At 54.1% G+C, this 23929-nt stretch carries 22 protein-coding genes; 4 read left to right on the top strand and 18 right to left on the bottom strand.

The window, feature by feature from the left end; all coding sequences use genetic code 11:
• Window positions 1-31 precede the first annotated feature (31 nt).
• Genes J1C60_RS03335 through J1C60_RS03320 form a run of 4 tightly spaced genes read left to right on the top strand, consistent with a single transcriptional unit; the run spans window position 32 to window position 4004 of the window.
• Entirely contained in the window at window positions 32-985 is a 954-nt protein-coding gene (locus tag J1C60_RS03335) for a 2-keto-3-deoxygluconate permease (protein WP_128176565.1), read from the top strand.
• Window positions 985-2259, top strand: coding sequence for a D-threonate kinase (gene dtnK, locus J1C60_RS03330; RefSeq protein ID WP_128176563.1), 1275 nt, complete (start codon window positions 985-987; stop codon window positions 2257-2259). The genes J1C60_RS03335 and dtnK overlap by 1 nt, the downstream gene beginning before the upstream one ends.
• Window positions 2252-3232, top strand: coding sequence for a D-threonate 4-phosphate dehydrogenase (locus J1C60_RS03325; protein ID WP_128176561.1), 981 nt, complete (start codon window positions 2252-2254; stop codon window positions 3230-3232). Before dtnK ends, J1C60_RS03325 begins: the two co-directional genes overlap by 8 nt.
• 13 nt (window positions 3233-3245) lie before the next feature.
• Entirely contained in the window at window positions 3246-4004 is a 759-nt protein-coding gene (locus tag J1C60_RS03320) for a DeoR/GlpR family DNA-binding transcription regulator (protein ID WP_128176559.1), read from the top strand.
• 69 nt (window positions 4005-4073) lie between these two features.
• Here the strand turns inward: J1C60_RS03320 and J1C60_RS03315 are convergent, their stop codons facing one another.
• The 18 genes from J1C60_RS03315 to J1C60_RS03230 all read right to left on the bottom strand — a co-directional run bounded on the left by J1C60_RS03315 (window position 4074) and on the right by J1C60_RS03230 (window position 23926).
• A complete protein-coding gene (locus J1C60_RS03315) occupies window positions 4074-5105 on the bottom strand; it encodes a hypothetical protein (protein ID WP_128176557.1) in 1032 nt (343 codons plus the stop codon).
• A gap of 39 nt (window positions 5106-5144) precedes the next feature.
• The gene (locus tag J1C60_RS03310) at window positions 5145-5540 is read right to left on the bottom strand and encodes a type III secretion system chaperone family protein (protein ID WP_128176555.1); all 396 of its coding nucleotides are present in this window, start codon (window positions 5538-5540) and stop codon (window positions 5145-5147) included.
• Between the two features lie 99 nt (window positions 5541-5639).
• A complete protein-coding gene (locus J1C60_RS03305; protein ID WP_128176554.1) occupies window positions 5640-7007 on the bottom strand; it encodes a VasL domain-containing protein in 1368 nt (455 codons plus the stop codon).
• Between the two features lie 37 nt (window positions 7008-7044).
• Window positions 7045-7500, bottom strand: a complete 456-nt coding sequence (gene tssE, locus J1C60_RS03300; protein WP_128176607.1) for a type VI secretion system baseplate subunit TssE — start codon at window positions 7498-7500, stop codon at window positions 7045-7047.
• Window positions 7500-8045, bottom strand: a complete 546-nt coding sequence (tssJ, locus tag J1C60_RS03295) for a type VI secretion system lipoprotein TssJ (protein WP_128176552.1) — start codon at window positions 8043-8045, stop codon at window positions 7500-7502. The genes tssE and tssJ overlap by 1 nt, the downstream gene beginning before the upstream one ends.
• Window positions 8023-9108 (bottom strand): type VI secretion system baseplate subunit TssG, encoded by a 1086-nt coding sequence (gene tssG, locus J1C60_RS03290; protein ID WP_128176550.1) that lies wholly within the window; start codon window positions 9106-9108, stop codon window positions 8023-8025. Before tssG ends, tssJ begins: the two co-directional genes overlap by 23 nt.
• Complete coding sequence (tssF, locus tag J1C60_RS03285; RefSeq protein ID WP_128176548.1) at window positions 9072-10826, bottom strand: type VI secretion system baseplate subunit TssF; 1755 nt, start codon at window positions 10824-10826, stop codon at window positions 9072-9074. The genes tssG and tssF overlap by 37 nt, the downstream gene beginning before the upstream one ends.
• Before the next feature lie 34 nt (window positions 10827-10860).
• Window positions 10861-11796 (bottom strand): phosphatidate cytidylyltransferase, encoded by a 936-nt coding sequence (locus tag J1C60_RS03280; RefSeq protein ID WP_128176547.1) that lies wholly within the window; start codon window positions 11794-11796, stop codon window positions 10861-10863.
• Window positions 11793-12446: a lysophospholipid acyltransferase family protein gene (locus J1C60_RS03275; RefSeq protein ID WP_128176545.1), complete on the bottom strand. Its 654-nt coding sequence runs from the start codon at window positions 12444-12446 to the stop codon at window positions 11793-11795. The genes J1C60_RS03280 and J1C60_RS03275 overlap by 4 nt, the downstream gene beginning before the upstream one ends.
• Window positions 12439-13122 carry a CDP-alcohol phosphatidyltransferase family protein gene (locus tag J1C60_RS03270; RefSeq protein WP_128176543.1) on the bottom strand — a complete coding sequence of 228 codons (684 nt, stop codon included), beginning with the start codon at window positions 13120-13122 and terminating at the stop codon, window positions 12439-12441. Before J1C60_RS03270 ends, J1C60_RS03275 begins: the two co-directional genes overlap by 8 nt.
• 51 nt (window positions 13123-13173) lie before the next feature.
• Window positions 13174-14766 (bottom strand): type VI secretion system protein TssA, encoded by a 1593-nt coding sequence (gene tssA, locus J1C60_RS03265; RefSeq protein WP_128176541.1) that lies wholly within the window; start codon window positions 14764-14766, stop codon window positions 13174-13176.
• Entirely contained in the window at window positions 14763-18197 is a 3435-nt protein-coding gene (locus J1C60_RS03260) for an ImcF-related family protein (protein ID WP_128176539.1), read from the bottom strand. Before J1C60_RS03260 ends, tssA begins: the two co-directional genes overlap by 4 nt.
• Window positions 18181-19320 carry a hypothetical protein gene (locus J1C60_RS03255; RefSeq protein ID WP_235859160.1) on the bottom strand — a complete coding sequence of 380 codons (1140 nt, stop codon included), beginning with the start codon at window positions 19318-19320 and terminating at the stop codon, window positions 18181-18183. The genes J1C60_RS03260 and J1C60_RS03255 overlap by 17 nt, the downstream gene beginning before the upstream one ends.
• Window positions 19317-19574 carry a PAAR domain-containing protein gene (locus J1C60_RS03250; RefSeq protein ID WP_128176537.1) on the bottom strand — a complete coding sequence of 86 codons (258 nt, stop codon included), beginning with the start codon at window positions 19572-19574 and terminating at the stop codon, window positions 19317-19319. Before J1C60_RS03250 ends, J1C60_RS03255 begins: the two co-directional genes overlap by 4 nt.
• Window positions 19575-19649: 75 nt before the next feature.
• Complete coding sequence (locus tag J1C60_RS03245; RefSeq protein WP_128176535.1) at window positions 19650-22001, bottom strand: T6SS phospholipase effector Tle1-like catalytic domain-containing protein; 2352 nt, start codon at window positions 21999-22001, stop codon at window positions 19650-19652.
• Window positions 21989-22504: a Tli1a family immunity protein gene (locus J1C60_RS03240; protein WP_128176533.1), complete on the bottom strand. Its 516-nt coding sequence runs from the start codon at window positions 22502-22504 to the stop codon at window positions 21989-21991. The genes J1C60_RS03245 and J1C60_RS03240 overlap by 13 nt, the downstream gene beginning before the upstream one ends.
• Before the next feature lie 110 nt (window positions 22505-22614).
• On the bottom strand, window positions 22615-23133 hold the full coding sequence (locus tag J1C60_RS03235; RefSeq protein WP_128176531.1) for a Tli1a family immunity protein: 519 nt from the start codon (window positions 23131-23133) through the stop codon (window positions 22615-22617).
• Between the two features lie 37 nt (window positions 23134-23170).
• Window positions 23171-23926, bottom strand: a complete 756-nt coding sequence (locus J1C60_RS03230) for a toxin Tle1 chaperone Tla1 (RefSeq protein ID WP_128176529.1) — start codon at window positions 23924-23926, stop codon at window positions 23171-23173.
• Between the last annotated feature and the right edge of the window lie 3 nt (window positions 23927-23929).

The following is a 23929-nucleotide window of genomic DNA, read 5'->3' as shown; positions in this document are numbered from 1 at the left end:
TGATTAAATTAAATCAAAATGAAGGTATAAAATGAAAATTAAGGCAACGATTGAAAGGGTCCCCGGGGGAATGATGTTGGTTCCCTTGATTGTGGCTGCGGTCATTAACACCTTTGCGCCCCAGGCGTTCGAGATTGGCGGCTTCACCAGCGCATTATTTAAGCACGGCGCACTGCCTTTGATCGGCGCCTTTTTACTGTGCACCGGCGCCGGGATTAGCTTCAGGGCCGCTCCCCGTGCATTGCTTCAAGGCACAACCATTACTCTGACCAAAGTCCTCATCGGGGTAATTCTCGGTTTTTCCATCAGTCATTTTTTTGGTAGCTCGGGGATTTTTGGCCTGAGTAGCCTGGCGGTGATTGCTGCATTTGCTAATGCGAACGGCGGACTCTATGCCGCATTGGTGGGTGAGTATGGTACGGAGCAGGATGTCGGCGCGATTTCGATCCTCTCGCTGGGAGATGGCCCCCTTTTTACCATGATTGCGCTGGGGGCTGCCGGGTTAGCCAATATTCCATTGATGGCGCTGGTCGCGGTGATTGTGCCTATTCTGGTGGGAATGATCCTGGGGAATCTGGATCCACAGATGCGCGATTTTTTGACCCGCGCGGCACCGGTATTTATCCCGCTGTTTGCTTTCTCTCTCGGTACCGGCATCAATCTGGATTTATTGCTGAAAGGCGGGTTTGCCGGCATTTGCTTAGGGGTATTCACTACCTTTGTCGGTGGTTTTTTTAATATTCGCGCCGACAGACTGGTTGGCGGTTCAGGGGTGGCGGGGGCAGCCGCATCCAGTACCGCGGGCAACTCCGTTGCCACGCCGCTGGCGATAGCGCAGGCCGATCCTTCATTTGCGACGGTTGCGGCCGCTGCAACGCCATTGATTGCCACCTCGGTTATCACCACCGCCTTGCTAACACCACTCTTAACGGCCTGGGTTGCAAAACGTAACGCCGCAGCAGCAGCAAAAGCGGGGAACTCGTAATGAAAATGCTGGTCATCGCCGATGACTTCACGGGCGCAAATGATACTGGCGTACAGCTGGCCAAGAAAGGCGCCAGAACCGAAGTGGTGCTGGGCGATAACACAAAACTGTCAGGCCGTGCTGACGTGCTGGTGATTAATACCGAAAGCCGGGCGCTGTCTGCGACTGCCGCCAAAGAAAAGGTGACAACAGCGCTGCGGCATTATTCTGCCGCACAACATGGGACGCCGGTTATCTATAAGAAAATCGATTCCACCTTTCGCGGTAACGTCAGCGCAGAAGTGGAAGCACTGCTCATCGCCAGCCAGGCACGTATCGCCATTGTCGCCGCCGCTATCCCGGCAGCCGGTCGCACAACGGTACAAGGAGAATGTCGGGTCAATCAGGTACCGCTGGCTGAAACCGAATTTGCGACCGACCCGAAAACGCCAATTTGCTCTTCCCGTATCAAGACATTAATCAATCTGCAAAGCACATTGCCGGTTTATGAAGTGGGCCTGGATGAAATACGCGGTCCGATGCTGGCTAGCCGCCTGAATGCCCTGGCGCAAGAGGCCGTCTGCATTGCCGTTCTGGATGCAGAAAGCGACGGTGATTTAGCGCTCATTGCGCAATCACTGGAAGCTGTAAATCAACCGTTTATGTTGGTGGGGGCGGCAGGATTAGCCAATGCACTGTCCGTCAGTTTCTATCGTGAACGCCAAAAACGCCTGCCGGTGCTGGTCGTTGCAGGCTCAATGAGTGAAGCGACGCGTCGACAGATTGAGTTTGCCGCTGGCGATAAATCTTTGGGCATTGTCGATATCGATGTCGAACAACTGCTGCAAAACGACGACCCCGCCATAATTAGTGAGCTGGTACAACGTGCCGTTGCGCTGTTACAGCAGGAACAGCACTGCGTTTTACGCACCTGCCGTAACGATCAGGATCGATTAAAAATAGATAACCTCTGCCTGCGCTACCACTTCACCCGTCAGGTCCTGGGCGAAAACATTGGGCGCTGGCTGGGGGAAATAACCCGACAAATTATTAACCAGTCGCGCATCGGCGGATTATTCCTGACCGGTGGAGATATCGCCATTGCCGTCGCTCGCGCGTTAGGCGCTCAAGGATATCGCATCGAGCAGGAAGTGACGCCCTGCGTGCCCTGTGGGACCTTTGTGAATAGCGATATCGACGATTTACCTGTGATCACCAAAGCCGGTGGCTTCGGTGATGAAAGCACATTGCGTGATGCACTTTATTTTATTGAGGAAATGTACAGTGATGAGTAAAACCATAGCAGTCACAATGGGCGATCCTGCCGGTATTGGTCCGGAAATTATTCTGAAGGCGTTGGGAACAGGTGAACTTGCCGGGGCTCACGCTGTGGTGGTGGGATGTTTACAAACGCTTAAACGGATCCAGGCGTTGGGGGTAACACCGGCAGTTACGCTCAATAAAATTGACAGCGTCGCCGAAGCGAATTTTATGCCGGGCGTGATTCAGGTGATTGATGTGCCACTGGCCGACCCTGCCGCACTGCAGCCCGGTATCGTACAACCGCAGGCTGGCGATCTGGCCTACCGCTGTATCGCACGGGCCAGCGAGCTGGCGATGGCCGGGGAGGTGCAGGCCATTGCGACCGCGCCGCTGAATAAAGAGGCGCTACACGCCGCAGGCCATATTTATCCTGGCCATACCGAGCTGCTGGCGAAGCTGACCCACAGCCGCGACTATGCGATGGTGCTGTATACCGACAAGCTGAAAGTCATCCATGTCACCACGCACATTGCCCTGCGCAAGTTCCTGGATACCTTAAATCGCGATCGTATCGAAACCGTGATCGGTATGGCGGATACTTTTCTTAAGCGTGTCGGCTTTGCGCATCCACGCATTGCGGTGGCCGGAGTTAACCCGCATGCCGGGGAACATGGATTATTTGGTGATGAAGAAATGACCACGGTGGGACCCGCCATCGACGCCATGAAAGGCAAAGGTATTGATGTTTACGGCCCCTGCCCACCGGATACTGTCTTTTTACAGGCTTACGAAGGCAAGTACGATATGGTTGTCGCCATGTACCACGATCAGGGGCACATTCCACTCAAACTGTTAGGTTTCTATGACGGGGTTAACATCACCGCTGGCTTACCGTTTATCCGCACCTCTGCCGATCACGGCACAGCATTCGATATCGCCTGGACAGGCAAAGCCAAGTCTGAGAGCATGGAGATCTCAATTAAATTAGCCTTGCAATTGGCTTGATATAACGGACGCTATGAAGGGACAAGATCGCCTCGACCAGATTATGGATTTTCTGAAAAGTCATAATCTGGTAACCGTGGAACAGCTGGTTAATGCGCTGAATGCTTCCCCTGCCACCATCCGCCGCGATTTAATCAAACTTGATGAACAAGGCGTGATTAATCGCAGTCATGGTGGCGTGGCGTTGAATCGTTTTATTCCTGTTCAGCCAACCACTAATGAGAAACAGCATCGTAACCTGCAGGAAAAGCGCGAGATTGCGCGCTGCGCCGTATCCTTAATCAAACCCGGTGATGCAGTCGTACTGGATGCAGGCACCACGATGTTGGAAGTGGCCCGGCAGCTGACACATCTGCCTTTGCGGGTTATTACCGTTGATTTGCATATCGCGCTCTTTCTTTCCGAATTCAAACAGATTGAAGTCACTATTATTGGCGGGCGCATTGATGAAAGCAGCCAATCCTGTATTGGCGACCACGGGCGGCGTTTGTTGCGTGCCATTTATCCCGATATCGCCTTTGTCAGTTGTAATTCCTGGAGCATGGAAAAAGGCATTACTACGCCAACGGAAGAGAAAGCGGCGCTAAAACAGGACCTGCTCGCGAACGCTAAACGCCGTGTTTTGCTGGCGGACAGCTCGAAGTATGGCCCCTGGTCGCTGTTTTGCGTCGATGCGCTGAGCACGCTAACGGACATCATCACCGACCAGGCGATTCCACGCGACGTGCCGCCGCAATTACGGACATTACCGCTGCAGCTTCATCTGGTGTAAACGAGGCGCCTTTAAGCGCCTCTCTGAATGGGTATCTTCACCGGCAGGCGGGGGGAGTTTTCAGCCCGTTCAGATGATTTTCCTGGCTGGCGTATAGAGAGCATTATCTTTTTTATAGGCTTTATCATACTCGGCAACGCTATTTAGCCTTTGCATCATAATATCCCCGCGTACCGAATCCCATGAATGTGCAGGTGTGGACGAATCGGTAGTAAAACGGGTGCTGGGATCCGCGGCAATCGTGAGTTCGTTCCACATGGTGTTTTTATATTGTGACACATTACGAGCAACAAAATTTTTGTCGTCAAGAGAACCATATTTCTCGTCATCGTCAGATCCACTGAAGGCATCAGCTTCCCTGAGCGAGTTATTAATATAACTTCGGTCGTATGGCACGACGGTATCGAGCGCCTTTGCCGCATCCGGATCGGGCGCGACCTGAAAATGTACGCTGTCCATATCCGGGTCGGGAGTGACCGGAAAACGCGTTTTATCCAGCAGCGTCACCACAGGAAAATGCTGCCAGGCATCAACCACCACGGTACTGTCTTTCTCACGCCCCAGGGGATCGCCCAGCAGGGCAACAATATGCTTATCCTCAGACTTACCTGTCGGGTTAAAGGTGGCTATGGAAACAGGAAATTTCGATCCGCGTTTAGCAAGTTCGGCATAAACCAGGCTGGCAATCTCTTCACACTGCCCGCCTTTATAGGTTGCGGCAATATGTGCGTTAACGTATTGGGGCTTGCTACCAAATCCGGTAAGTCTTCCTCTGAGCTGCCTTGCCTCATCACGCATGACAACTGTATTCGCAAAGCTCTCACCTTTACTTCCGACAACGGAAGCGAGCTGATTCCCTGCTCCATGCGGCAGATACGCCGATTGAATAGTTTCCATTACCCGGGCTGCCAGCTGCGCTTTATCCATGGTCTTGGGCGTAACATACATCACGCTATTTTGATACTCACCGCCAATATTCAGCTGCTCCGCTCTGACGCGTTGATGTACATTGAAACTGATATCGGCGGGATCGATATCAGGTATTTTATGAGCGGTGGAGGTTGATGGTGAGTAAAACGTGGAGACTATACTGGAAAACATAGACTATTCCCCTGTTAACAAATAAACAGTCACATTCACTCAACGTGAAGAAAGGTGTTTACCCACTATTTCAATGTAATGTACCACCCGCTCATAAAGCGAGATGAGGGACTGAGGCTGTACCTCTTCCCGATAGAGACGAGACCAGATAACAATCTCACGGCTCGTCGCACTCGCCGCCAACGTAATCGCAGGATGTTGCTCATTCATTAAATTTAACTGCAGTATTTCCCACAGAGTGGCGCTGAGTTTTTCATCCTCCACCTGCAGCGGCAAAATGCAGCTAAAAGTGACCGACCCTTTGGGATAATCCATTATGTGGAGAAAGTATCCAGAACGCAGCGCCAGTTCAAAGGCCTCATCGCTGTCACGCTGTTCCGGTGATATCTTAATGTACTGGAATAAAGGAATAAGGCTTTTGTTGAAACTGGCCATCGGAGATCTTCCCCACATATTGTAGATTATGTTAGTAGATCCACTTTTAGCCCGGTTCCAGGGAAAAAGAAAAACTTTGTTATAATCCAGTTTAAACAATCAGTTAGATTGTTTCCGTCCGTTTTCATTCCGCGGCGTGTCACTCATCTCCTGCTGCAGTAGAAAATACCTTTTATGCAGCTGTTCCAGTGCCATTACAGCCTGTTTCTGCTGTATATCATGGGGATCGGCGGCATACTGGCGCAGCAGCTCCTCTGCCGGTGGGGCTTGATTAAACGCCTGAGTAATAGCAAACACCTCAGATTTCAGCTCGCTGACGGTCATATATTTACCGCGCTTTTCATCCAGTGCGTTCAGGCGATCGGTCAGTTGCTGCAGCTTTGCCATCCCCTCATGCCAGCTATTCAGCACCGTCAGCGGTAACGCATTCGCTTCCGTCTGCCGCTGCCAGCCTTGCTGCATTTGTCGCACCACCGGATTATCCGGCCAGAGTATCGTTGCCTGCGACAACAAATGAAAACCATATTGCTGAGGCCAGTCCGGCGGTAATGTCGTCAGCCATTTAAGCTGCCGTTTAACCGGCTCCCACTGCGCTTCACCCTGCTTACCCGTTACCGATGAAACGTGCCGCAGTTCAGCCAGTTGCTCAACAGAGAATGATTCCGGTAATGGCGTCAACGATGCCGTCCACTGCTGCTCCGCCGTTGACACAGAATGCAACCGGGTCCAGCCCCAGAACAGCATCGCACAGACCACGAATGTCAGGCATACCCCACCGACAAACGGCCAGATATAACCTCTTTTTTCGTCAGGAGGTGTCGTCGATGCCGCCGGTTCAGAATGAACCACAAAAACCAGCGGTTCCGGAACATAGAGACTTTCAGGGACAATGTTAGACGCCGTCTGCGGAGGCAACACCAGCGCGCTTTCCTGCGGCTCGCGACTGACGGTATTCTCCAGACGGGCAATCGCCTGCCTGACCTGTTGCAGTAACACATCCATCCGGCTAAGTTGTTTCAGCCCTTGCCGCGCCAGCGTGTCACTGAGCTCCACCAGACTCTTCTCTGCCGGGTATAACAGCGAAAGATCGTCGGGATGATTCAACGCCAGCGTGCGCAACTGATTCTGCAGCCGTTGGATCAGCCCGCTGAGGATTTCCATGCGCGCATGGGTATTCGCTGGCCACAGCATGGACCATTGATACTTTGTCAGCGCATTAATCAGCGCCAGGCCTTCATTTAGCCCGGTCAGGCCCGCGCTATGTAAGCGGGTTAACGTGTACCAGGCCGCTGTCTGGAGCTCCACGCCGTTATGTTCAAACAACCGCAGGCACAGCGTTTCCACCAGCTTCCAGTCCACGTCCGGTCGGGCCGGATGCGACAGCTTCATGAGTTCATCACGCAGGGTGACATAATCCGGCAGCGAGCGTGGATCGCCGCCGGTTTTAAGTTGATTACGATTATTCATGCGGGGCTATTCCATCAGTTTTTACGGCAGGGAAGCGTCAATAAACGGGACGACCATCCATAAACTGCTGCTGTCTGAGGTGACGCAGCAGGACTTTTCCTTCTGGCATAAAGTCGGTGCCGTAACGCACCAGACCTACCCCCTTTAGCTCAGCGTCAATCGCGTAACGCAGCTCGCCGGGGATATGCTGTTCCAGCATCACGACCGCAATTTTTTTCAGGCGCGGTTCATATTTCAGCAACACCTCAGAAAAAGTGGTCATCAACTGATGAGCGGTGCCCGGCATACCCTGCAGGATTTTGGTCATATCCGGCAGGCCATAATCAGGCAGGTGCGCCAGGGTTCCTGCACGACAGTTGAGAATGCGCTGCATATTGTCCAGCACCGACAGAATGACCTGGTTTTCTTCGCTGACCTGCTGCAAATCAAGGCCACCTGCGAAGTTACCGGTCAGCATTTCATACAGCGAAGGCGTATTGTGTCCCTGTGCCATCATTTATCCTTAACCGGTTGCAGAGCCAGGTGATTGTTTCCTGCCTCAAACACACGCGCTTTATCCGGATCCAGCTCTTCACGCTCTAGCACCTGCTTCCAGCTGTCGCTCGCCATATCCGGGTGACGGAATAGTCCCACCACCGCAATAAACTGCGCATCGGCTTCCATCGGCATATCGAGGCTGGCATCGCCACCCGGCTTGACCACCACATCGCGGCTGGCCAGCAAATCGGCCTTCAGGATAGTCTCGCCCTCTTTCAGGAGCTGCTGATACACCGTTTTGTCGAACGTTTTGCGGTCTTTCAGCTGATAAACGCGTATCACAAGCGGTTCAGAGAGCGAATTACTCTCCCGCGCATCGGTGTTCAGTGCCTCACGGGCAGTGAAGTCCAAATGCAGGACCTTAATCTGCTTGTAGAACACGGTGGTAAATACCGATTTGGTGCCATCACTGACGCTCTGCGTCAGGCCACAGCCCGTCAGGCTAAACGCCAGCAGTGGCAACATCCAGCGCGCGGATTTAGTCAAACTTGTACGTAACACGTCGGTTTCCTTGTTGTGGTTTTGCCGGTTCCAGTCCGGTGTAGTTGCCCAGTTCAGTGGTAAAGGTCTGCGGGATATCGGCCGGGAGTTCTCCCTCTTCGGCGCCCAGTACGCCGTTCATCCCCAGCCAGAAAGGCGCATCGCCCAACGCAGGAACGCCCAGCATACGGGTACTGACCGTCAGCGTTATTTTCGCCTTGAAACGCCACCCCAGATAGACCCGCAGCATCACCATAAAATCCTGATACAGCAGGCCATCCGGCTTCCAGCCCTGTGCCTCCTGCTCGTTTTCCGTCGAGAGCGCAATCAGTAGCTGGCTGTTGGCATCCATCGCTTCGTCACCCAGCGGGGTATTGCCGTCCAGCAAAAAATCTTCATCGCCGTAAAAACCCAGCGGCTGGCTGATTTCTATCGGCCGCAGGCAATACGGACTGACCTGCACCGACGTATTCGGTGCCAGCAGGCTGACCAGCGCCTGCATCCCCTGCTGGGTTTTTCCGGGTTGCCGTAGTACGCCGAGTAGCGCCAGAAAACGCGATACCGGCGTGGCAATGTGGTTTGCCGTGCCGGGAATACCCAGCCCCACCAGCCCCAGCAGAGACTGAGATATCGTGTCGGTACCACCGGGCTCAAAAGTGGCCGGATAGGAGTACTTACGCCAGATGCGGTAAAACTGCGTCAGGATGCGGTGATTGAAAATATCAAGGAATCCCTGCAGCGACTCATGCCCTTCCCGGCGTTGGGTAATATCATCGAGATAGGCCGTCGGCAGCGGCGAGTCCACGCCGTACATTCCCATAAAGGTGGCCCGCACGACCGGTGGCGTGCTGTCATCGTCCTCATCGTATTCGATGCTTTTAAGCTCACTGGCCGGAAAGCCCATACCCGGGTGCGGAGCAAAACGTACCGGATCGTCACCTGGATGGCTGGTCGATCCCAGTAGCGGTTTATCCGGCTGACGTTTCTCCAGTAGCTGACAAAAGCGGTAAAAGTTAATCCGGTTCAGATCGGCTTCCAGCCGCGGACTCAGCCGGGAATGCGGCGGTTGTGCTTCTCTTCCCATTCCAGGCGTTCTCCGGTCGGTTGCAAGATAATAATCAGGCGGTTAAACAGGTAAATATCGGTATAAAGCGCGAAGAAGCGGCTCAGCATCTCGCCAAACAGGCAGATATCGCCCCTTCCGGCAAAGCCGTGGCTGTCGAGAGTGACCTCAATCTGCACACCGCGCACCAGATACCCCTGCTCAAAGCGTTCGGTTTCGCCGTGTTTCACATCAATAATGGCTTCCAGTCGACGGCGATTCATCTCGCTGTCGGTCCACTCATACAGCGCCAGCGTACCGCGCAGCACGTCGGCGTTATCCATCATCGACAGAAATCCGCTGCCGAGGTGACTCAGCACCCGCCAGTGAAAGCGGTCACGATCTGGTGGATAACACGGCAGCGTTGGCGCACAGAGATTGCGTACCGCAATACTGGCCGAGGTGGTTTTCATCACCGTATCCAGTACCGTACTCTGCAACGCCCGACGCGGCAGTTGGCCATTGGTACCGGTGAGCGTCAGAGACAGGCTTTCGTCTTTCGGCACGCTATGATTATCAAAGGCCTCGCCGCCAAGAATCAGCCAGGTGCTATGCAATCCGGATGGCCCACGGCGCACGCGGGTATGGTAGTAATATTCCGGTGCCTGGTGGCGCATCATCCCGCCCTTGTGGCGGAAGCTGGAAAAGGGCACGTAAGTATGTTGGCTTGACGACATCACCGAATCCACCGCGTAAATCTCGGTATGCCCATCCTGGATGCGCATCGGACGTAAGATATATTCGGTCTGCAGAGAATTGAGCGTCAGCGGATCGGACTCCAGCGGAAACAGGTTAATTACCGGCACACAATTAAGACGCAGATGCTTCCCGGAAAAACTGAAGTCATGCTCCCAGCGCGTGCTCAGCACCACATCGATTTCAAACCAGGGCAGATCTGCCGGAAACGCGACCGTCTCCAGACCGCGTAGCCCGGTAAACATAAACTTCTCGCGGAAGGTAAAGTACTCCAGCAGCAGTTGATAGCCGCTGAAGCTGCTGTTGCCCTGCGGCCACAGGCCATCATCATCGCCAAAGCCCAGCGCGATGAAGCGAGCGTCCAGCGGACGGCGATCGATCTCTCCCGGCAGGCGCAGTTCAATACTCGCCACGTTCATGGTAAAGGCTTCGTGCATGGCGCAGGCCAGCGGGGCATCCGCGTTGAAATAGAGCGGGATATGGCTGAGGTCAATCCGGCTCCAGTCCGCCAGTTCACTACAGTTAAAGCGCAGGTTAATGACCGAGCGTCCATCCGGATCGGTGGTCAGCCGGACGTTATCCAGCGCCAGCGGCTGCAGGCCGATCTCCTGCGTGGTGCTATAACGGCAGCGCGTCGCCTTTTCACCAATTGGCCGGGAGAGCACTTCAAAGCCTTTAGCGATGCGCATCGGCTCCTTCATTTCACGCCAGTCCGGCGTGAATTCCACAATCGACATCGACGGGATAGTCCGCAAATAGTGCGGCCACAGCAGGCTAACCAGCCCTTCTGTCAGCTCAGGAAGGTCATCATCGAGCTTTTCGCGCAGCCTCCCCATCAGAAAGGCAAAGCCTTCGAACAGGCGTTCCACGTACGGATCGCGCGCGCCCGCTTTATCAAGATTGAGCATCGCCGCCCGATCCGGATGAGCACGGGCAAACTCTTCACCCGCTTCCAACAGGTAGCGCATTTCAGCGTCGTAATAACGTAGGGTTAAATCGTCCATATATTCTCTGTGTGAGACTCAAGTCTATGAGGGATCAGGTGAACCAAAACCGAACGAGATGAAAAAAAACAGGGGCGGCAAAACAGAGGGAATCAATTCTGTCCATCATGCCCCCATGACCTTCAATCATGGCACCAAAATCCTTGATGCCACGGTCTCGTTTAATGGCAGACATACACAGCCCTCCCGCGAATCCTAAAAGCGTTATCACCAGTGAAATCAGGGCAGCCTGCCACGGCGTGAAGGGGGTTATCCACCAAAGTAGTGTCCCAACAAGCGTTGCCGAGGATATTCCACCGACAAATCCTTCTATCGTTTTATTGGGGCTCAGACGCGGCGCGATGGGGCGTTTCCCCATTAACTTCCCGAAGATATACTGTAGAACATCTGAAATCTGCACGACAATCATCAGGAACAGCAGCAGCTTAATATTCTGATGTTCATACCCCGGAATAGGCAGTATCAGTAAGGCCGGTGCATAGCTGATGCAATATACGGCAATCATCATGCTCCACTGTATTTTGGCACTTCTTTCCAGAAAGTTATTTGAGTCACCGGCCAGAGCCATTCGGGTGGGGATAAATAAGAAAGCGTAAACCGGAATAAAAATGGCAAAGGTTCCGTACCACTGTATGCCAACCAGCACATATTGCAGCGGCAGGAGAATAAAAAAGCACCAGAACAGCGCTTCATGATCCCCACGGCGAGTCGGCGTCAGCGTGATACACTCTCTTAAGGCCAATAGCGACATAATTGCAAACAATAATGTTGACCCAACAGGCCCAAACCACATCGCTGCAACCGAAAGCAAACACATCATCCACCAGGCGCGAATACGGGCATTAAGGTTCACAATAACGGGTGAGCTACCTTTGACTTTTTCAATAATAAACCCGGTGATGCTGGCAAATATCAGTAGCCCAAATAAGCCAGCCAGCAAATAAACCAAGGCGTGATCCTGAAAATTCATAACTTGAGCCCCTCCAGCGCTTCCCTGGCACGTTGCAAAAATGCATTTTTTTCTTCCCCTTCCTCCAGCGGGCTAATGGGCTCACCAAAGGTCGCAGAGCACAATATCGGCACCACCAGATGAGAGCCTTTTGGCAGAACACGGTTGAGGTTTTCAAGGTAAACGGGCACCAGTTGAACACTGGGGTTCATACGGGCCAGATGCCAGAGACCACTTTTGAAGGCTGAGATTTCATCGCCATTGCCCCGGGTTCCTTCGGGAAAAATAATCAGCGACTGCTGGTTATTCAGCGTTTCACTCATCAATTCCAGCGCGTTATTTGGCCGTTTGCCTTCCTCCGCAGAGGGGCGCCGCTTAATCAGTACAGCATTAAAAATGCGTCGGGCAATATAGCGACGTAACGATGAGGAGAGCCAGTAATCTGCCGCAGCAACCGGACGGACAGAAGATCGCAGTTGAGAAGGCATACTGGCCCAAATCACAATACCGTCAAGATGGCTGGAGTGATTAGCATAATAAATTCTGACCGACGCGCTATCCGGCACGGGTGATAACCAGCGAGCACGCACGCCTGTAAGTAAACGGCATAAACGAATCAAGATCCGGGCCACTAATCGGCTGCCTAATGTAGGCTTCACCGTGTTACTCATTCGTTTTCTCCTGCGTTATCGCATTCTGATGCAGCTCATCAAGAATGCACTTCCCGCGACGCCAGCAGGTAATAAGCGCTCCGAGGCTGATGACAACCAGACACAGAAAAAACAGAGTTTGTCCGTAGTGTGCCGGCAAGAAAATTGCCAACAGAGCGCACCCGCACAGTAGCGCCATACGGTGCTGTTTAGCCATTGGCCCTGAAAAACGCTGACGTAAACCACAGGTTCCGCCTAAAAGACGCAAATAAGCGGTCATCAACGCCAACAGTGCTGCTATCCAGCCCAGCGTTCCGGCGCCCGGATACGCACTCAGGCCATAGCCAACACCAACAAAAATCAGCGTATCCGACAGTCTGTCAGGTAATTCGTTATAGACAGGGCCAGCAGGCGTAGCCAGTCCGCCTTCTACGGCCACCATGCCATCAAGCAAATTACAGACCAGCCTCCCCTGAATGAAGCCTGCCGCCAGCAGTAATAAGCCGTCCCGGACAATTAAGGATGAAAAATAGAAAGCGAATAAAAAACAGAAGCAGGCAAGCAGAGCGCACCCCGTACTCGCCAGTGAAATTTGATTCGGGGTGACACCTTTATTTTTTAACCACAGCGCACTCTTTTTTGCCCAGGGTTTATCACGCGTCGCGATCGGACGGCGATCGTTAGTATTTACAGCCATGAATTCCTTTCTCAATAGGTGAAGATGTTGTCGTATCGATGAATTGTGGTCTCACCCGCACAGCACCGTGGCTCGTGCGGGATCCAACGAAATCAGTCCGGACAGTAGCGTGTCCATTTCCGGCTGCAGGCGGGTTTTCTCTGCTTCGCTGCGGGCGGCTTTGGTTCGTAACAGCTTCAGCCGACGGGCTTTAACCTCAAATATCCGTTCCGGCGTCCACTGCGCCAGCGTGAGTTTCCCGGCGCTGTCGTCGAGTTCGCCCAGCAAATGCAGCGCCATCTCATTTTTCCCGTACTGTTCCGTGATCCGTGCCATCAACAGTCGCATCAGCCAGCGGTCGCGGATTGAGGTATAACCCGGCCGGGCCTGTAGCCAGTTCAGCGCCGCTTCAATACCCTCGCTGTCGGCCTTTGCCAATACTTCCGGTTCCAGCGTCAGCACATCATCATCAGAGGATGGCGCAGCCGTAACGGCCCCGTCTTTCCAGCTATTGATATCATCCAGTACTTTTTCGTTGATCCAGTTCAGCGTCACTTCATCCGCGAACGGCGTTCCGTCGTTAAACGCCAGCGCGTCCAGCCCCGGCAGACGTGCCAGTAAGCCTTTCAGGTCCCGACAGAGGATATCGGCGCGTACGCTGTCGCTGTCGAGCTGGCCCAGCGCTTGCCAGGCATACCACTGCACATCCAGCCACAAGTGATTAACGCCCTGCGCCAGCAGGATATCGGTATGCTCCAGCAATTCCGACCAGCTCTTTTGCAGATACAGCCGTTTGAGATGCGCCTTATTATCCGGCTTAGGCGGCACCAGCCGGGTACGCCCGGACGCATCCAGCGGCGGCAATTCGGTCAGCGTATCCCAGCGAATGCTCTTCATCAGATGATGACCTGCCAGCCAACCGCCGGGCTGGTCACGCAGATATTTAGCCAGCACTTTGGCTTGGTCGAGCAGATCACGGCCTGACGTGACGGTATTCATCACCGGTGTCGAGGGGGTCGGTACGGGCGTCGCGCTCTCTTCCCTGCTGGTCTGCGGCACCAGGCTGTTTGCTCCACCGTGTTGAATCAGCCGGTTTTCCAGCGCCTGATACAGCGAGGCAAGCTGCGGATGCATTTTTTCATCGTACGCACGCATGGCACTGTCGATCAGCAAAAGCGCCCCGACAATACGCCGCATGATGGCCACATCCACTTCCGGATAGCGCGACAGGCTGTCAGTGATCCGACTGCTGCCGAGCCACTCCAGTGCAGACTGACGGCTGCGCTCACGCAGCGGATGCAGTTGGGCACCAAAACGATCCAGCATACCGGCCAGCAGTTCCAGCCCTTCCGCAAACCCGATCTCACCATCCTGATGAAGGCGGGCCCAAACGTAAAAAGTGATAACGCGCAGGTCCTTACTTACTCCGGTCAGCAGCTTTTCGGCAAGCTGGCAAATCAGCCCGGTATCAATACCGGAGAGTTTGTTCATCTCTTCACGAATGCGCTGAAAATCGTCGTCATAACCTGGGTCGTCTCCGGTCATTTCACCGCCATCCAGCGGTATCAACCAGCGCTCCCAGTCAGCGGTATGCCTGTGAGCCTCTGCCAGTAAGGTGTTTTCATCCGCTGCACAGGCTGCAACTACGTTGTGTAAAGTGGTCACTCTTCTATTCCGTCCATGTCTGAGATAGCGCCGTTACCCGCCAGCGCCTGCGCCGCGGCATCGGCATCCACACTAAAAATTTGCTCCGGCAGGCTGAACCCACGCAGCGCCAACAGCGCCAGCGGGCCACGCCCCAGCTGGGAGCGCAGCACCCACTGCAGGGTGCGCCCGTCCGGCGCGGTAAAGCTCATCATCCACTGGCTGCGGTCAAGCTGCTGACGCTTGCCCTGCTCCAGCCAGCGAATAAAGCCCCAGGTGCCGCTGTAATCGCCGAACAGACGTGCGCCAGCGCTGGTCGAGGTCCAGGTCAGCATCGTACCGGGTTTGAAGGTGTCGCCCGGCCAGCGGAAACTCTGCCAGTCCGCCATCTGATTGAAGTAGTGAAGTTTCTGGCCGTCGATGGTCAGCTGGGTTTCTACCACCTGAGCCGCCGGACGTGCCTGCAGCTCGAAGCTGATGCCCTGGCTGCCGTCGGTAAACAGGATATCCGACAGCTGACTCAGCTGATTGACCGCTTTCAGGAACGCCGGGTTAAACGTCAGCCCCTGGCTGTGAGCGCTGTCCGGCACCCACTGGCTACCCTCTTTATGCAGTACGCCACTCAGCTCCGTACTTAAAAAGCGATCGATGCGCCCGCTGTCTTTGCGGATAAATTCCGCCAGCATCGGCAGGGAGGCGTCGCTTTTGCCGGCAGCGAACGGGAAGCGACCGTCAAACGCAGTATGCCAGTTGGCCACCACCGAGCGGCTCCAGCGGTCGTTGAGGCTGGCCGCCGACGGCTGCAGTACCGTTTCCCAGGCCTGGGTCAGCGGCTGCACAAACATCGTGTTGCCAAAACCGCTCCACTCTTCCCCCAGACTGGCCGCCACCAGGCTGCCGTACTGCTGGGTATCGGTCAGATCCACGCTTTTTCCCTGGAACACCGTCTGCGCCAGCGTCTGCATCATCTCCTGCGGATCGGAGGCGCTCGCCACCTGCTGCAGACGCAGGCGCACGCGGGTGATACGCGTCAGATACGTTTGCAGGCTCAGCGAACTGTCGGCCGACATCACGTTGCTGGCCACGTTTTTCCCCAGAAGCTGGAGTAACGGTCCGAAGGTTTCATCCAGCGGTCCCTGCGGCCCGGCAGCGCGCTGGTCGATCACCGGTTTCTCTTTATTACCGATCAGATCTTTTGCCGATTTGATGAGGGAGTCAGACAGCCCTTCACGCTGCTGGCCCGCCTGTCCCTGCCACGCCAGCGTGTTCATCAGGGCAATCATCGGTGACTGGCGCACATCGCTCATCAGCGTCAGCTGGTCGGTGACATCGGCAATATTATGTGCCGGATTAAGCCGCAGGCTGTTGAGGAAGTTCAGCCAGCTCCCGGCAAAATCCGTGAAGTAACGCTGTGTCAGACGCGCTTTCAGCGCCTCCGGCGAGAGATCGGCCGCAACCGCCTTGCGGGAGTCGCTCAGCACCCAGTCGATTTCATCACGGCGGGTATTCGCCGCTTTATCAATCGCCTGCTGAATACTCCCTTCCCACGCCTGCCGGGTAAACATCCCCGGCACCACCTCATCCGTGGTAAACAGGCGGCGGGCATCAACGCCGTTAGTCATATCCTCAAGCGAGACGTCGGCAAAATTGCGACGAACCGATCGGAGCATGTTTTCATACAGCGTACTTTCCGCGTTACGACGGCCAATTTGCTGCAGCAGCACCTGGCGGCTCTGGCTGACCAGCCCGCTGTCCGGCGTGATTTTCCACTGCGGCTGCTGTGGCAGCTCTGCGATATAAAAGGCCCACAGATCCGGGGCCAGGCTCTGCCACAGTCCGGTAGAGATCCCCGCCCGTTGTGGCTGTACCTTTTTCAGCGTACCGGCATAAAATGCCGCATCGACCTTATCCGGTCGCGCCATCATCATCCAGGCTTTCAGCTGGTCATAACCCGGTTTCGCCAGCTGCGCGCGCCGGTCGCTGTTGGGCGCGGAGTTAGCCAGCGCGGTGAGCTTTTCCGTCAGCGCCGCATTGGCCGGGTCGCGTATCAGGCGATTATTCGCCACGCCATACCACGGCAGCATCGCCTCCAGCAGTGGCTGGCTGTGATCCAGCCCAAAGCGCTGATACCACGGCGTCCCCCGCTGGAGATGATGCTGCAGACGACCGGCATCGTTACGCAGATCGTGCAGGCTGGTGAGCTGCGCATCAGAAACGGACGGATGCGCCACCAGGGCGTGCGCTTTCTCCGCCACCGAAACAATCTGATGACGGTTAAGCGCAAAGGAGAGCAACAGCCCGGCGCCCCATACGCCAAGGATCGTCATCAGCGTCCAGCCCAGCGTCTGCTCCCAGGCGAGTCCAACACGACGTCCGCGCAGGCGGCCGCAGTCGTTCACCACCCCCTGCCAACTGGCCGGTAGCGTCAGCGCATGGCGCTGTGATTCAGGGACGTCATTCTCTGCAGCGACAGCGGCTGCGTCCTCTGATAAATCAGCCGGCAGGCTAAAAACCAGCCCACGCAGCGGAACACGCGGCTGCGAGCTATACAGCCACGGCGCGAGCTGCTGAGCCCAGCGGGCAATGCCGCCCTCTTGCAGCTGCTGGCCCAAACGCAGCAGGAAGTCGTGACTGCGCTCCCCGACTATCTGACTCACACCCCGGGCGCGCAGTTCCGGCAGCAGCCGCTCAAGCTGGCGGGTAATATCCTCCGCCTGCGAACGCAGCGGGAAACTGGCCCCCACCGCCTGCTCCGTGCGCGTCGCCTGTGACCACTTACTGTCGCACAGCTGCCACAGCCAGACCGGGGCGGAATAGCGCAGCAGCGCGCTGATTTTCTCCAGGCCGCGCAGGTCGTTATCACTGATCTGCGGCGTCAGGTTCTGTGCGTTGCCCAGCACACGAATAATCCCGTCCAGCGGACGGCCGCGGCGCAGCTTACGCAGCGCGGTATATTTTTCTTTGTCCGGCTCAGCTGTCAGGCTGCCGCCATAAATCAGCACCGTGCGGTTACCTTCCAGCCACTGCTGCTGTTGCAGGCCGGGCACCAGCCGTTCGATTGCGGCGTCATCGCCCACGACCAGCAGCAGGCGGGTTTTACGGCGCCAGAAGAGGGTGTAGCGGGAGCGGAGGTGCTGAGAAATATCAGCCTTGAGCGGCAGGTACGTTGTTTTTTTCTTTGTGGTGGGCGCAGGGGAAGGCTCCCGAATCACTTTATCCCGAATCAATAAGCGGAATGCGATAAACCCCAGCGCCAGCGCGCTAAGTGAGAGTCCCCAGATAATAAAACAGACCACCAGCAGCGGACGGAGTTCGCTCCATTCCGTGGAGAGATCCGCTCTCCAGTACCACCATACCAGCCCGCCCATTAGAACAAGCAGCGTCACGGTAGCAACAAACAACACCGCGGTGGACACTACAGAAAATTCAGCGGGTTTATTTTCCTTCTCCATAAGGTTTAACAATTCCAAGTGCGAGTGTGTGTAAAGGATCTTTGGCTATCCAGCCGCAGGGTTCCTGATTATATTTAGCGTAAAGGGCCGCCAGGGTCAGCACGATGAGCATTTCCATCTCACCAGGGTTTCCCCAGTTGAGGTTCTGAACGTGATGGGTCACATTCCAGCCACTTTGCGCCAGCGCGGGTAACGCTGGCTGTGAAAAGAGCATGCAGGCGTCAGGAGCCTCTTCGAGTTCGCTTTGCTGCTCCGCCCGCTCGCAGACTGCGGTTAAAACCTCTTCCCCGGCAATATCGTAGAACTCTCCTCGGGTAAGGCTGACCTGGCCTTTCTGCGCGACCAGACAGAGAGCTGCAGACTCACCGGCAGGCTGCGTTGAGTTAAACGAGGCCGTCATCGAATGGCACCCGGCAACAAGAATGGCCTCGTTTTCCGGGAGCGTTTGAGCCGTTGCGGCAAGTGCAGACAGCGTCTCTTCGCCTTGCCATTTTTCCGGATGTTCAGGGAGCGCAACGTCAGCAAACGAATCCTGCATTTGGGCACAGAATGCACGCCAGGCAGCCAGGGAACCCTGCCAGTAATAGCGCCGTATGTGCGGGAGGGGGGAATCTGCCATCTGTGCCTGCCATTGCAACACCAGCATTTTTGCCAGCAAAGCCTCCCGTTCAGCCCCCGGGTCAACCAACGTTCGGCCAATACGCAGCGCCTTGCCACCTGGCTCATTTTTTTTCTCAGGAGCCCGATGTTCCCGTTTTAACAGATGCAGCCAGTGTGGCGTATCTGTCCCGGCCGGGCCCATCAACACCATTTCACTGAGCGCGAAACGGTGTTGATGCTGTGCCCACCAGACCTGCTGCTGCCGTTCAACCAGTTGCGCATAATATCGGGCGTTATGTGCCGAGGCCCGGTAATACAGCAGACGTATTAACCAGAGCACGCCCAGCAGAACCACCGCGCCAGCCATCCCTTTGACAATCAGGCCAGCGTCACTTCCTGCACGATGAAGCAGCGTACCGCCGCCGCTGCACAACACCGCCAGCAGCGCTCCCACTAACAGCCAGCGTTTGCCATCAGGAGGGTGCGCGATCCGGTAGGATGGATACTCCGGCAGCGGCCTCACAGCTCAATACCGCAATCAGGAAAGGAGCTCACCAGCGTGCAACCACAGGCACAGCGGTGGCCGTGCAGCGCTACCGGCTGCCCGTCCACTTCCGATAGCGAACTGCCTTCGCTGATGACCGTCATCCCGTGCTTATTACATTTAACCGCATCTCCTTTCGTGGCTATCCCCTTACCAAAGCAAAGATAATGCCCGCCCAGCACTTTCCCGCCGTACTCCCGCAGGGTATCGCCCTCGCGTACAACCTGTTTCATTAACATCTCCTCGCCTTGCCTGTCAGCGGGTTATTGTGAGTGGTAGTGGGTATATCGCCCGATCATGGGTAAACCTCATACCAGTTCCGTACCCACCGATACCAGGTAGTCCAGCATACTTTTCTTAGACTGTTCATACTGGCTGGCAATAGCCTGATTTGTCTGACTGGCGGTCAGGCTACCAATGTCATCGGTAGGCTGAAATAAAGCCAGCGCATCAGGCAGAAGCGTTGCCGCTTCACCCGTTGTCAGATCGATTATTTTACGTTCGACGGTCATAGCAGCCATACCCACGCCGAAACCCGCAAGGGCTCCGGTTGCGATATTTATCCCTTTCTTGTTACGCACGCCGTAAATAACACCGCCCGCCAACGTTGCAACGCCTACGACCCTGCCCGCGATAGAAACTAATGACAGTGATTTATTAGATTCAGTCCCGCAGTAGATCATGCGATAACGGAAGAACCCCCCCCACAACTCACGGCCTTTTAACGTTGAGTACATAAACCATGCGCGTGAGTCATGGACCTGATCGTCGTAGAGTGCGCAGACTTCAGCCATCTTTGGATCCTGAGTGATTGACCCCAGCCGATCTTTAAATAATTTAGGATAGATACGATCGCCATCGCCTTTCATACGCCGATATTCAGGCTCTTCCTCATCGCTATTGAGAAGATAAATGGCATTTTGAGGAATGGTATCCAGTACTATCTGCTGCCAGCTATTTTGATCCCGCCCCCAGTCGAAGTAGTCACTTCTGAACTCCTGGGCCGCTTCTTTTAGCTGGGTCTGATCGATCGTTGCCTCATAGGCCGGGAGACCTTGTTTATTCAGATTTTCCTGCGCGTCCGGCGAGTCAGGGTTCAGGCGCGCTGCTTTACGGCCCGCTTCTATTTGCGCCTGATCTTTTTTTCTTTCCTTTTCATCGATAGCCTGCTGATCCGCTGAATTTTCTTTGGCCTGAGTAAAGAAGGGTTGGGTTTGATAACTACCATGCGCATAGCGACCAATACGCCAGGCAGTGAGCCATCCCATCTGGTTCACGATCGCTTCTTCCAGCGGCATGCTGAGATCATGGGGATGATAACCATAGAGTTCATCAGTTTCACTGGGTTGCGCTGCCGTTTCAGCATCGAGTAATGTGGTACGCCAAAGATTGAATCTTTTTACCAACACAGGAAAAACAGCGAATTCTTGAAGGAAATCTGAAGGCATTGCCCTGAATGGCTGTTTCTGTTTGAGCTCATCAGGAATTGCCTCTTCTGGTGCAGTTAGAGGCGCTCCAGCGGCAAAAGCTGCCGCATACATATCGTGCAAAACAATCTGAGACAAGACTTCCCCTACCCCACCTCTCGCTTTCCCTTGCTCTCCGGGCGGATAACCACCGCCAACATCAGAGTGCATACCGGGGTATATCACCTCTTTGGTTTGGGCAGGATACACTCCTTCTGGCCTGCGAATGGTATCAAGCGGGAAACATAGCCGCTGTTCATGAGCAGCAACAAAATGTCGGCAACACTTAATTAGATTGGGAAACTTGTCTCCATCAGGCAGCTGCTGGGTGCCGTTTGCCCAGCCCATATGCCCTTCTGCAAATGGCAGGATATGTGCTATGCCTACGGAGGGCACGGTATCCAGCACACCCAAAAACTCAATGCTGACAGGCAGGCCCAGCAGCGCCATCTCCGCTTTTCCATCCCTGGCGGGAAACAGCTCAGTTAGCCAGCTAACAAAGGTGCGGGCTTCAGCTGCACCGCGTGAAAAACCGTAGATATACAGCTTAATATTAAGCAGATGAGGCTTTGCGAGAGGAACTTTCGCCTTTAAAGGAGCGAGTAAATTATTGATGACATTACGCCGGTTAACCTCACCGGTTAGCGGCCAGTGAGCACGCATATCGGATAACTTCGATTTAGCCACTTCATCACTTAGTCGCGTTTGTAGGGAGGTAACGGTATAAGTTAATGCATCAACCAGCATTAGTAATGCCCAGTTAATCCGGTTCTCACCACCGGACGCATATTTTAAACCATCATCACTGTAATCTAGCTCCCCAATTTTCGGGAATGGAGTGCCAACACCCGGCATATAGTAAGAAAAATACCCCTTACTCTCAACATCATCACCCCGTAACGAGGCATGATACAGCTTTGCGATATTAGTTGGGTGGGCAGGATCTACACTCGTATCATGCTCATTATTATTGCCCGTGCCATCAAAAAACAAGCTGATATGCAGGCTCTGGCTGCAGGTAAACCCCACCCGGCGGCCCGCAGCTTCACTTAACTCACAAAGGTAAGCTTCCTGCTCACGAACCTGTTTTTTATAGTTTGCCATCACATCTTCAGGCTTAATTGGTAACCGCCCCTGGGCAGGAAATAACGGCGGTGCCCAGGCTGCGGCTAACGCTGTAGTTACTGCGAACATGAGGCTGGCTCCTTCATATGTAAGGGTTCTTTAATCGGGTAGTTTTCAGTACCATAGCCAGAACAAGCGGTGGTTACTTTCACACGATTACATGTCAAAAAATGTACCGTTAACCCGCATCGTTCACTTCCATATTTAGGTATTTCTACACTCGTCATATGCTGTACATAGCTGCTGTTTACCTCCTTCTCCCAGGCTTTATATTTCTCCGGATCCTGATAGCCGGGAAATTTAGATGCAGTACCCGGGTCAGTTTTCCACTCTATACGGGCCTGCATTCCAGGCCGCCACTGATCAGGTAACAGAATACAGCAGGTATTTCCCCCAATGAGACCACCATATCCATTGACTTTAAAACGGGTGATACCTTGCCGGGTATGGTTGATCCCTCTAAGGTTACCTCCGCTGTAATCATCATTTTTAGCCGCCAGCGAACAGCCCGAGGTGGCAATAGCCAGCAGCAGCATAGCCCCTGAAAGAGTATATTTAATAACCTTATTCATCGCTTCTCCTTGATATGCGAAAGTGGCATAGCTAACCGGGTTATTACTGCTGACTCTGAGTAATCAGCAGTAATAACCTGACACGGGTAAAATAAAGATTACGCAGATATTTATTTCTGACATAAGACAGGCTCCTTCATATGCAGAGGTTCTTTAATCGGGTAGTTTTCAGTACCATAGCCAGAACAAGCGGTGGTTACTTTCACACAATCACATGGCAAAAAATGAACCGTTAACCCGCATCGTTCACTTCCATATTTAGGTATTTCTACATATGCACTATGGCGTTGGTATTTTGATTCATGTAGCGCCAGAGCCTGGGGATCGAAACCATAGCCCGTAGTTTTTCTTTTTATTTTTTCACGAGGATTTGGATCAGATATCCATTCTACGTGAGCCCACATTCCAGGGCGCCACTGATCAGGTAACAGAATACAGCAGGTATTTCCCCCGACACGACCACCATATCCATTGACTTTAAAACGGGTGATACCTTGCCGGGTATGGTTAATCCCTCTGAGGTCACCTCCGCTGTAATCATCATTTTTAGCCGCCAGCGAACAGCCCGAGGTGGCAATATCCAGCAGCAGCATAGCCCCTGAAAGAATATATTTAATAACCTTATTCATCGCTCCTCCTTGATATGCGAAAGTGGCATAGCAACCTTTATGTTTTTTTCATCCTTTCCATCGCGTAAGAGAATAGCTCACCTAAATAACCATTCCGGCTGGCATCCAGCGCAATGTCAAAGCAACGGGAAAAATGCTGCTCTTTAGTCATACTCTCCCGATCAAACTGTGGCATTAGATTCTGAGCATCACTAATACAACCCAGCATTTCAATCTGCACATCCTCAACAGAGATGGGGTCGGGTTTCTCAGGCAGCTTATTCCCCGGTTCATAGATACCCGCTTTCCAGACAATATGTCGATCGCGGTCCAGCCAGCCCCACAGCAATGCCAGGTGTGAAAATGCCATTTGCTGCTCCTGCGTTAGGACATGTGAGAACAGCAACGGGAAAATACGGGTATCGTAAAAACGCAAAAGGCCAGTTTGTTCCCCCCATTTGACCTCGGCCAGCGTATGAAGATGCTGAGCAAATTGTTCAAACGGCAACGGTGTAATCGCCAATAGCAGACGCGGCGTACCCTGAAAATGCTGCATAAGCTCCGATAACCAGGTTTTGTGTTGCCAGGCCGACAAGTCAAGACGCATCAGTAAAGGCGCCTCTTCCGTCAGAGCCTCCTCCGGGGTATTTTCAAACAGTGAGTGCCAACTGACCGGAGGATCCATATCACGTATGGCCTCCTGTAGGGATGAAGAGCTACCGGCCCGATCGACCAATACGTCTATATGCTTTTGGCCCGCACGAACACAGAGGTTTTCTGCGTGGGTCAGCCATTTTTCATGGAGTAATAACATTCG

This window comes from [Pantoea] beijingensis (assembly GCF_022647505.1).
In the GTDB taxonomy this organism is placed as follows: Bacteria; Pseudomonadota; Gammaproteobacteria; order Enterobacterales; family Enterobacteriaceae; genus Erwinia; species Erwinia beijingensis.
Note: the sequence above shows the minus strand (reverse complement) of the source record. Positions and strands in the feature narration are given on the sequence as shown.

What these genes read in the sequence shown, in the direction of transcription:
- J1C60_RS03335 (WP_128176565.1), top strand. Translation starts at nt 32, where the DNA reads ATGAAAATTAAGGCAACGATTGAAAGGGTCCCCGGGGGAATGATGTTG.
- dtnK (WP_128176563.1), top strand. Translation starts at nt 985, where the DNA reads ATGAAAATGCTGGTCATCGCCGATGACTTCACGGGCGCAAATGATACT.
- J1C60_RS03325 (WP_128176561.1), top strand. Translation starts at nt 2,252, where the DNA reads ATGAGTAAAACCATAGCAGTCACAATGGGCGATCCTGCCGGTATTGGT.
- J1C60_RS03320 (WP_128176559.1), top strand. Translation starts at nt 3,246, where the DNA reads ATGAAGGGACAAGATCGCCTCGACCAGATTATGGATTTTCTGAAAAGT.
- J1C60_RS03315 (WP_128176557.1), bottom strand. Translation starts at nt 5,105, where the DNA reads ATGTTTTCCAGTATAGTCTCCACGTTTTACTCACCATCAACCTCCACC.
- J1C60_RS03310 (WP_128176555.1), bottom strand. Translation starts at nt 5,540, where the DNA reads ATGGCCAGTTTCAACAAAAGCCTTATTCCTTTATTCCAGTACATTAAG.
- J1C60_RS03305 (WP_128176554.1), bottom strand. Translation starts at nt 7,007, where the DNA reads ATGAATAATCGTAATCAACTTAAAACCGGCGGCGATCCACGCTCGCTG.
- tssE (WP_128176607.1), bottom strand. Translation starts at nt 7,500, where the DNA reads ATGGCACAGGGACACAATACGCCTTCGCTGTATGAAATGCTGACCGGT.
- tssG (WP_128176550.1), bottom strand. Translation starts at nt 9,108, where the DNA reads ATGGGAAGAGAAGCACAACCGCCGCATTCCCGGCTGAGTCCGCGGCTG.
- tssF (WP_128176548.1), bottom strand. Translation starts at nt 10,826, where the DNA reads ATGGACGATTTAACCCTACGTTATTACGACGCTGAAATGCGCTACCTG.
- J1C60_RS03280 (WP_128176547.1), bottom strand. Translation starts at nt 11,796, where the DNA reads ATGAATTTTCAGGATCACGCCTTGGTTTATTTGCTGGCTGGCTTATTT.
- J1C60_RS03275 (WP_128176545.1), bottom strand. Translation starts at nt 12,446, where the DNA reads ATGAGTAACACGGTGAAGCCTACATTAGGCAGCCGATTAGTGGCCCGG.
- J1C60_RS03270 (WP_128176543.1), bottom strand. Translation starts at nt 13,122, where the DNA reads ATGGCTGTAAATACTAACGATCGCCGTCCGATCGCGACGCGTGATAAA.
- J1C60_RS03260 (WP_128176539.1), bottom strand. Translation starts at nt 18,197, where the DNA reads ATGGAGAAGGAAAATAAACCCGCTGAATTTTCTGTAGTGTCCACCGCG.
- J1C60_RS03250 (WP_128176537.1), bottom strand. Translation starts at nt 19,574, where the DNA reads ATGAAACAGGTTGTACGCGAGGGCGATACCCTGCGGGAGTACGGCGGG.
- J1C60_RS03245 (WP_128176535.1), bottom strand. Translation starts at nt 22,001, where the DNA reads ATGTTCGCAGTAACTACAGCGTTAGCCGCAGCCTGGGCACCGCCGTTA.
- J1C60_RS03240 (WP_128176533.1), bottom strand. Translation starts at nt 22,504, where the DNA reads ATGAATAAGGTTATTAAATATACTCTTTCAGGGGCTATGCTGCTGCTG.
- J1C60_RS03235 (WP_128176531.1), bottom strand. Translation starts at nt 23,133, where the DNA reads ATGAATAAGGTTATTAAATATATTCTTTCAGGGGCTATGCTGCTGCTG.
- J1C60_RS03230 (WP_128176529.1), bottom strand. Translation starts at nt 23,926, where the DNA reads ATGTTATTACTCCATGAAAAATGGCTGACCCACGCAGAAAACCTCTGT.